The 8,165-nt window shown below is 70.6% G+C and carries 6 protein-coding genes and 2 pseudogenes; 7 read left to right on the top strand and 1 reads right to left on the bottom strand.

Features of this window, described 5'->3' with window-relative positions:
* Positions 1–296 precede the first annotated feature (296 nt).
* From AC08OU_RS20035 to AC08OU_RS20010, 6 genes are all read left to right on the top strand, one after another.
* On the top strand, positions 297–1,262 hold the full coding sequence (locus tag AC08OU_RS20035; RefSeq protein WP_476602047.1) for a UTP--glucose-1-phosphate uridylyltransferase: 966 nt from the start codon (positions 297–299) through the stop codon (positions 1,260–1,262).
* Between the two features lie 324 nt (positions 1,263–1,586).
* Entirely contained in the window at positions 1,587–2,966 is a 1,380-nt protein-coding gene (glp, locus tag AC08OU_RS20030; RefSeq protein ID WP_476602046.1) for a molybdotransferase-like divisome protein Glp, read from the top strand.
* Positions 2,963–3,466 (top strand): cyclic pyranopterin monophosphate synthase MoaC, encoded by a 504-nt coding sequence (moaC, locus tag AC08OU_RS20025; protein ID WP_462203809.1) that lies wholly within the window; start codon positions 2,963–2,965, stop codon positions 3,464–3,466. The genes glp and moaC overlap by 4 nt, the downstream gene beginning before the upstream one ends.
* Positions 3,463–4,062 (top strand): MogA/MoaB family molybdenum cofactor biosynthesis protein, encoded by a 600-nt coding sequence (locus tag AC08OU_RS20020; protein WP_476602045.1) that lies wholly within the window; start codon positions 3,463–3,465, stop codon positions 4,060–4,062. The genes moaC and AC08OU_RS20020 overlap by 4 nt, the downstream gene beginning before the upstream one ends.
* A 9-nt stretch (positions 4,063–4,071) precedes the next feature.
* The gene (locus AC08OU_RS20015) at positions 4,072–4,704 is read left to right on the top strand and encodes a GNAT family N-acetyltransferase (protein WP_476602044.1); all 633 of its coding nucleotides are present in this window, start codon (positions 4,072–4,074) and stop codon (positions 4,702–4,704) included.
* 626 nt (positions 4,705–5,330) lie between these two features.
* Complete coding sequence (locus tag AC08OU_RS20010) at positions 5,331–6,653, top strand: hypothetical protein (protein ID WP_476602339.1); 1,323 nt, start codon at positions 5,331–5,333, stop codon at positions 6,651–6,653.
* A 221-nt stretch (positions 6,654–6,874) separates the two neighbouring features.
* Here AC08OU_RS20010 and AC08OU_RS20005 read toward each other — a convergent pair.
* Positions 6,875–7,435: pseudogene (locus tag AC08OU_RS20005) on the bottom strand (cyclase family protein); the annotation flags it as partial.
* Between the two features lie 324 nt (positions 7,436–7,759).
* Between AC08OU_RS20005 and AC08OU_RS20000 the strand changes: the two are divergent.
* Positions 7,760–8,165 (top strand): annotated as a pseudogene (locus AC08OU_RS20000) (SAM-dependent methyltransferase); the annotation flags it as partial.

Here is an 8,165-nt window from a genome sequence, read left to right as displayed (position 1 = left end):
GCATACGACACGTGAACGTGGGCGTGATGTTGGATGGAGGGTTCTCAGGTTACAAATTGTGGCATTTATACTAACTAGTAGTGATATTGTCGGTTGGTAGAGGTGTTGCCAGTTACTGGTAGGGGTGTTGTCGGTGGTGGATCGGGTGGCACGAGGTGCCGCGGGCTCGTTCTCGGACCCGCGGCGCACGTCCGGGCGAGCGGCGGGCGGGACCGGCGGCCGCCGTGAGCTGTGCATTGCCTGTGCCGGGGCCGTGGGCGGTGCCCGTGTCCACGGACCCGACTAAGGTTTCGGCTATGCCAGTAACGAAGGCGGTAATTCCAGCCGCGGGTCTGGGGACCCGCTTCCTGCCGGCGACGAAGGCCGTCCCCAAGGAGATGCTGCCGGTCGTCGACAGGCCGGCTATCGAATACGTCGTCGAGGAGGCGTCCCGCGCCGGTCTGCGTGATGTCCTGCTTGTCACAAGCCGCACGAAAAAGGCGATCGAGGATCATTTCGATCGTGAGGCGGACATCGAGGCGGCCCTCGAACGGAAGGGCGACGATCTTCGTCTCCGTCGGGTCCGGGCGTCGGCGGAACTGGCCGAGGTCCACTCGGTCCGCCAGCAGTCGCCGCGTGGGCTCGGTCATGCCGTGCTCTGCGCGGCGGCGCACGTGGGGAACGAGCCGTTCGCCGTCCTCCTCGGTGACGATCTCATCGACGAGCGGGACCTGCTGCTCGAGGAGATGCTTGCCGTGCAGCGCCGCTTCGGGGGCAGCGTCATCGCCCTGACGGAGGTGCCCGAGGACCAGGTCTCCCTCTACGGCGTCGCCACGGTGGAGTCCATCGGCACTGGTACCGGCACCGGTGCCGACGACCGGTACGGGATCGTGCGGATCCGTGACCTGGTCGAGAAGCCACCGGTCGCGCAGGCTCCGAGTAATCTGGCGATCATCGGGCGGTACATCCTCTCGCCGACGATCTTCGATGTCCTGCGGCGGACCGAGCCGGGACGGGGCGGGGAGATCCAGCTCACCGACGCCCTGCGGATCCTGGCGCTACGGGCGGTCGAACCGGCCGGTGCCGCGGGGGGCACCGACACCGACACTGAGCCCGTGCACGGGGTGATCTTCACGGGTCGGCGGTACGACACCGGCGATCGGGTGGACTACCTGAAGGCCGTCATCCGGCTCGCGTGCGAGCGCGCCGACCTTGGCCCCGAGCTGTACCCGTGGATCGAGGAGTATGTCGCGTCCGGCGGCCCGAAGGCAGCATTGTCCTAATTTATCCATATTTTTCAAATTTATCCGCTTCATCGCTTGAGGGTCTCGGGATGTGCTGGCTTCTCTTCGGGTAGGCCTTGACGGCTCCGGCGACGACTCCGGCAAGGACCGGAACGCTCCTGGAACCGGCCAGCGCCCGGCGGTCGCGGCACGCCGTTCGGACCGGGAGGCCCGGAGCGGATGCGCCCCGTCCCGACCGCTGGAGGTACCCGAAGGTAACTGCGGGTAAGAGGTGCCCGGGCTTCGACGGCCGTAGCCTGGGTGATGCCGGACCCGGCGCGCGACGGGTGGTGCATCGAAGGGCAGAGAAATGGACGGGCGCCCATGACTTCGGTGGATGAACACCTCGAGCGGATCCTGGCGACGGTGCGGCCGACCCGCGCTCGGCAGGCCAGGCTGGACGAGGCGCACGGATGCGTGCTCGCCGCGGACGTCCGGGCGACGGTCGCGCTTCCCGGGTTCGACAACTCGGCCATGGACGGGTACGCCGTCCGGGCCGCCGACGTGGCCGAGGCGTCGGCGGCCACTCCCGTCTCCCTGCCGGTCATCGGCGACGTCCCCGCGGGTCCGGGTTCGCCGGCCGCGCTGGTCCCCGGCGCCGCGGTACGCATCATGACCGGGGCCCCGCTGCCCCCGGGAGCGGATACGGTCGTCCAGCTCGAGTGGACCGACGGTGGCTGCCAGACCGTCGCGGTCCAGCGGGCGCCGCGCCGTGGCCTGCACATCCGCCGGACGGGGGAGGACGTCGCCCCGGGCGCCCTGGTGCTCCCCGCCGGGACGATCATCGGCTCCGCGCAGATCAGCCTGCTCGCCGCGGTCAACGTGGCCCGCCCGCCGGTGCATCCCCGGCCGCGGGTGGCGGTGCTGTCCACCGGGACCGAGCTCGTCGAGGTCGGTACACCGCTGGGCGCCGGGCAGATCGTCGACTCGAACAGCCATGGCATCGCCGCCGCGGCGCGGGAGGCCGGCGCAGTGGTACGCCGCCTGGCCGGGGTGCCCGACGAGCCGGACGCCTTCGCCGCAGCCCTGCACGGGGTGCTTCCCGACGTGGATGCCGTGGTGACGACCGGTGGCGTCAGCGTCGGGGCGTACGACGTCGTCAAGGAGGTGCTCGCGCGGACCGGGACCGTCCGGTTCGACCGGGTCGCGATGCAGCCGGGCAAGCCGCAGGGTTTCGGCCTGGTCGACGGTGTGCCGGTCTTCACGTTGCCGGGGAACCCGGTCAGCGCCCTCGTCTCGTTCGAGCTGTTCGTCCGCCCGGCCCTGCAACGGATGCGCGGTCTCGCCGGCACCGGGCTCCCGAGGATTGTCGTGACCGTCGGATCCGACCTGCGTTCCCCTCTCGGGAAGAGGTCCTTCCTGCGGGTGGGGCTGGAGCGGAGCGGGGGCGGCGGGTGCCTGGAACCCGCCACCGTCGCCCAGTTGGCCGGCGGGCAGGGGTCACATCAGCTCACCTCGCTAGCGGGAGCGCAGGCGCTGCTGATCATCCCTGAGGAGGTTACCGAGGTGTCGGCGGGCAGCCGGCTGCCGGCGTTGTTGCTCCCGGACGGATTGAGGGCCATTCTCTCCGGCACGGCCTGGGCGGTTGCGGATACTGCGGACGTCGATGCCCCGGACCTGGCTTCCCCGGACCTCGGCTCGCGGGCTGAAGCCGGCCGGGGGGACGCGGCCGCGGCCCGGGCCGCCGGATCGGTGCCCTGGTGACCGCAGCCCGGCTCACCCACGTTGACGACCGCGGCGCGGCCCGCATGGTCGACGTGTCGGCGAAGGACGTCACTGCCCGTACCGCGACCGCCACCGGGATGCTGCGGGTCATTCCCGAGGTCGTGGCGCTGCTGCGCGGGCAGGGGGTACCGAAGGGCGACGCCCTCGCAGTCGCCCGGGTCGCGGGGATCATGGGGGCCAAGCGTACGCCTGATCTCGTTCCGCTCTGCCATCCCATCGCGATCTCCGGCGTCACGGTCGAGCTGGACGTACGGGACGACGGTGTGGCGATCACGGCCACCGTCCGGACGGCGGACCGGACCGGCGTCGAGATGGAGGCGCTGACCGCCGTCGCCGTCGCCGGGCTCACGCTGCACGACATGGTCAAGGCGGTGGATCCCGCCGCGGAGCTGACCGGGGTGCGAGTGATCGCGAAGACCGGGGGACGCTCCGGAGACTGGCCTGCCGCCCCCCCGCCGGGCGCGGGGTCCGCGGAATGAGTGGCATGCGCCACCTTCCCGCGGGTGCCCGGGCCCGGGTCATCACCGTCTCCGACCGGGCGTACCGAGGGATCTATGCCGACCGGTCGGGCCCGTTGCTCGTCGCCGGGCTCGTCGAACTCGGTTTCGAGGTGGGCGCGGCGACGATCGTCCCGGACGAGCGGGATGAGATCGTCGTGGCGCTGCGGTCCGCCGCCGCCGACGGCGTGGACTTGGTGGTGAGCACCGGTGGCACCGGCCTCGGTCCCCGCGACGTCACCCCCGAGGCGACGCGCGAGGTGATCGAGCGGGCCGTGCCCGGACTTGCCGAGGCGCTGCGCGCGGCGGGTCGGGAGACCGCGCCGGCGGCGGTGCTCTCCCGCGGGCTCGTCGGAACCGTCGCCGCCACCCTGGTGGTGAACCTTCCCGGCTCGACCGGTGGGGTACGCGACGGGCTGGGCGTGCTGGCCGGGGTGGTGGGTCATGCCGTCGCCCAGCTGCGCGGGGCCGACGACCACGGGCACCCGGCCGCGGGGTCCGCGGGCCTCGCCACAGCCGCCGCAGCCGCCCCTGCCCCAGCCCCAGCTGATGCTGCCGATGCTGCCGACGCCGGATAGGGCGCGACGGTGGGAGCTCCGGGTTGGCCGGCAGTCCTGACCGACGGACGGGTCCAGGCGCGGCCGCTTCGTCTGCGTGACGCCTCCACGTGGGTCGAGGTGCGGCTGCGCAACGCCGACTGGCTGGCGCCGTGGGAGGCGACCCCACCCGGAGTGATGATGGTCCGCGAGACCTGGGCGCAGCGCCAGACCCTCTCGATCTACCGTCAGATGTGGCACCGCCTGCGCCAGCAGGCCCGGCTCGGCGCCACGTTGCCGTTCGCGGTCACCTTCGAGGGGCGGCTCGTCGGTCAGGTGACCGTGTCCACGATCGTGCGCGGGGCGTTCAACAGCGCTCAGGTCGGCTATTGGATCGACAGCGAGTACGCCGGTCGAGGCATCACGCCGACCGCGCTCGCGCTCGTCGTCGACCACTGTTTCGGGCCGGTCGGGCTGCACCGGGTGGAAGCGAATGTGCGCCCGGAGAACGCCGCGAGCCGGCGGGTGCTCGCGAAGCTCGGCTTCCGCGAGGAAGGGCTGCACCGGCACTTCCTCGCCATCGACGGCCGCTACCGCGACCACATCGGATTCGCGCTGACGACCGAGGACGTCCCCGAGGGCCTGGTGCACCGCTGGCGGGAGACCCGGTACAGCCGGCCCTGAGCGGCCGCCGCGCCGCCCGACGGTGCCGCGCCCGACGGTGCCGCCGCGCCTGAGAACGATGCCTGGATCCACGGCTCGCGTGACACGTTCCACTCCGGCACCGGGACGGTGTCGGTTACCGGACGTAGTCCCTTCTCGTCACCGCCCGTCGTTCCGGATCTCAATCCGGTGACAAAGCGAAGGTCCTGACCGGATGTCGATGCTCTCTACAAGGGCTTCCATAGGTCAGATGCGGTCCTGGGGGGTCCGCGGTGCGTTTTGACGACGACACATCCACCATCACCCATCCAGTTGCGGATGCGACACGCGGGCTCCGGGTCGGTGACCACGTGGATTTCGCTCACTAGCGTCGACTACGAAATCGCAATCGTTGGTGTCGAGAAGAGGCTCCTCATGGTCAGAGCGCCCGCGCCCGCCGCGCTCGCCGCGGATGGTGTGCGTCCGGTGGGTGGTGGGTGGGACACGTTTCCCGTGCTGTTCCCTCTCCCCGGGAGCGGTGAACACCACGGAGACCACAGATCCCGCGAAATTGACAACGTAACCACAGGATCGGGTGGGAGTATGGGGGCGGGCGGGATCATGATGGTCGATGATGGGATCGACCAGGGTCGTGCAGGCGTGGTCCGATGAGCGCGTTGATCTGGGTGGCGATCGTCGCGGTCTGGGGATTCGTGCTGATCCCGATGTGGCTGCGCCGTCACGACACGACGGCGCAGCAGCGGTCCACCGAGCGTTTCACGGTTGCGAGGCGGGTGCTCTCCCGACGGCCACCCGGCCGGGGCGATGCCGTCGTCGATCGTTTCGGCGGCGATCATGACGGCGTCTTCACCGCGGGAGGAACGGGAATGTCGCACGCGGAATTCGATGGACCGGTCGACCTCGCGGAGCTCGGGGATTCGGTGTCCGCCGGGCCGTCCCGGGAGGCCGGAGCCCCCGGCGGGCAGCCCGTCGTCCCCGGGATGCCCATCGCGTCCGGCATGCCGATCATCGAGGACGCTTCGACCGGTGGCGCGCTGCTATCCGGCGGCGGGTCTGCTGGCGAGGATCCGGAGGGCGGGGGCTCGGAGGACGGACGCCCCAACCGCCCACAGTGGTCGGGTGCGCACCCCGACGACCCGCGGGCGGATGTTCCTCCGCGCGGTCCCGAGCGCCGGGCGGACGCCGAGGGTGCCGCCCTGATGCGGGTGCGTCGGCAGCGCCTGCTCGTCCTGCTCGTCCTGCTTCCGGTGAGCATCGTGCTGGCCGCCATCCTCGGCGGGCTGTGGATCGCCGGGCAGTTCCTCGTCGATGCCGTACTCGGCGCGTACCTCGTTTATCTTCGCCGGTCGGCGCAGACCGCGCGGCGGCTGGCCGCCGCGCGTGCGGCGGTAGACCGGCGGATCGAGGCCGAGCGGGCCGCCCGGCGTCGGCGGCCCCCGATCGGGTCCTCCTTCGCCTACCGGCAGCGCCAGCCGGGACCGGACCCCCTGGCGGAGCGGGTTGGTCAGCAGCCGGTGGAGGAGCTCACCGACGAGGAGCTCGCGATCGCCGGCGCCGAGACGATCGACCTCGGCGCTCTGGTGGCCGGCCAGCCGGGGCTGGACGAGGACGCGGAAGGGGACGATCTCGCCCGGTTCGCCGGGTACCCCGAGACGGGCTACGGCGAGACCGGCGTTGACGGCGTTGACGGCGTTGACGGCGTTGACGGTGGGGACGTGGCCTCGGCCCGGCCGGCCATCCGGCCCGCGCCCCGCGTGGGCACGCGCTCGACCACCTCACGCCCCGGCCGGGTGCAGGTCAATCCCCCGGGGACGCACGGTGGGCTGGTGGCTCCCGCCGGGATCATGCCCTCGGGTACGGCGACGCCGGCCGGGCCGACGGCCGATGCGTCACCGGCGGGCGGGAACGTCGTGGGGGACACGTCCGGCGAACTCGACCCGCTGCTGCGACGGCACGCGGTGGGGAGCTGATCCGTGGGGCCGACGCTTGCGACTGCCCGGACCGGGGCACCGTCGGCTCCGGCGAGCGGAATCGGGAACAGGGCGATGTGGATGGGCCGCCCGTTCGCCCGGGCGGTGAGAAGTCGATCGAGACTGGTCAGGTTCTCTACGATGACGGCACCGGCCCCACCCAGAATCCGGTGGGCCGCGAGACTGACATCCTGCCCCGGTCCGGGTGTCCGATCAACGCTGAGCGCATCGATACCGGCCGTCCGGACACCCGCGTCGACGAGGGCCCGCGCGGTGTCCGGCGCGAGATAGGGATATCGTAGGTACCCGTCGCGGCCCCAGTGGACGGACCATCCTGTGACGATGAGGACGACGACATCGTGGGGAAACGGGCGGGTAAATGGGCCCGACAGCACCTCCGGGCCGATCGCCGCCTGTGGGCCGTAGCCCCGTGCAGCCAGCAGAACCGCGGGTCCGGTGAAACGTTGTAGCGGAACCTCGTCGAGCCTGGGGAGTCGAAATGAAATAACTTGCGCGTTTCGAACCCTCCACAGGCCTGTGACCTGCGATGATGCTCTCGATCACGTATTTGTTACTTCATTACGTCCCCTGGGCAGCGAGTCGTCGGTGTGGAAGGGGGCGTCGACATGCGTGCCCGTCTGTGATCCCAGGTGCAGGCGCTGCACGTTGACGCCGGACTCGGCCGCGGTCAGTGCCGGTGACACGTCGACCTCGGGATCCCCCGGGTAGACGGGCATGCCGGTCACGATAGGTACCGACAGATCGATCAGCTCGGTGCTCACGAGACGATGATCTCCGTCCAGTGTCCGCCCCCGGAGCCCGGGGGCGGCCGAGTTCTGGGGAGCAAGGAACGGTCCAGGGGCTGCAAACCGTGCTCGGGTCCCCAAAATTCGCTCCGGCGAGTCCGGCGAGTCGCTAGATCGTCGCTCTTCGTACAGCACGTCCGTGGACTCCACTCCAGGCATGCCCCGCATCCCAGGACGCATCACTCCCCGAGGACGTCACTCCTCGACCCCATCCGATGCCGCCATTACGGGGTCATGGGAGAGTCTGGGAGGAATAATCAGTGTGTCTGTGTATGGGCGCTGTCAGAGATAGGGGGAGTCGTGGCTGGAGGTGACGACGCCGGGTGGACCTACGGCTCGGTGGTGCCGGACTGGGCGCCGCGGAACGTCGACCTGAAGATCGACGTTCCGCACTCGGCGCGGGTCTACGACTACATACTCGGCGGCAAGGAAAACTTCCCGGCCGACCGGGCGGCGGCCGCGGAGTTCACCAGGAGTATGCTCAAGCTGCCCACGTCCATGCGGGCCAACCGGAACTTCATGGTCAGGATGGCCCGCGTCCTGGCGGCGGAGCACGGCATCCGGCAGTTCCTGGATATCGGCACCGGGCTGCCGACCGCGCCGAACCTGCATGAGGTCGTCCAGGAGGTCGCGCCGGAGTCGCGGATTCTCTATGTCGACAACGACCCATCGTGTTGGTGCATGCCCGAGCACTGCTCACCGTAAA

The organism is Frankia sp. CcMO1 (assembly GCF_977945845.1).
This window is presented reverse-complemented; position numbering and strand designations above follow the sequence as displayed.

What these genes read in the sequence shown, in the direction of transcription:
- AC08OU_RS20035 (WP_476602047.1), top strand. Translation starts at nt 297, where the DNA reads ATGCCAGTAACGAAGGCGGTAATTCCAGCCGCGGGTCTGGGGACCCGC.
- glp (WP_476602046.1), top strand. Translation starts at nt 1,587, where the DNA reads ATGACTTCGGTGGATGAACACCTCGAGCGGATCCTGGCGACGGTGCGG.
- AC08OU_RS20020 (WP_476602045.1), top strand. Translation starts at nt 3,463, where the DNA reads ATGAGTGGCATGCGCCACCTTCCCGCGGGTGCCCGGGCCCGGGTCATC.
- AC08OU_RS20010 (WP_476602339.1), top strand. Translation starts at nt 5,331, where the DNA reads ATGAGCGCGTTGATCTGGGTGGCGATCGTCGCGGTCTGGGGATTCGTG.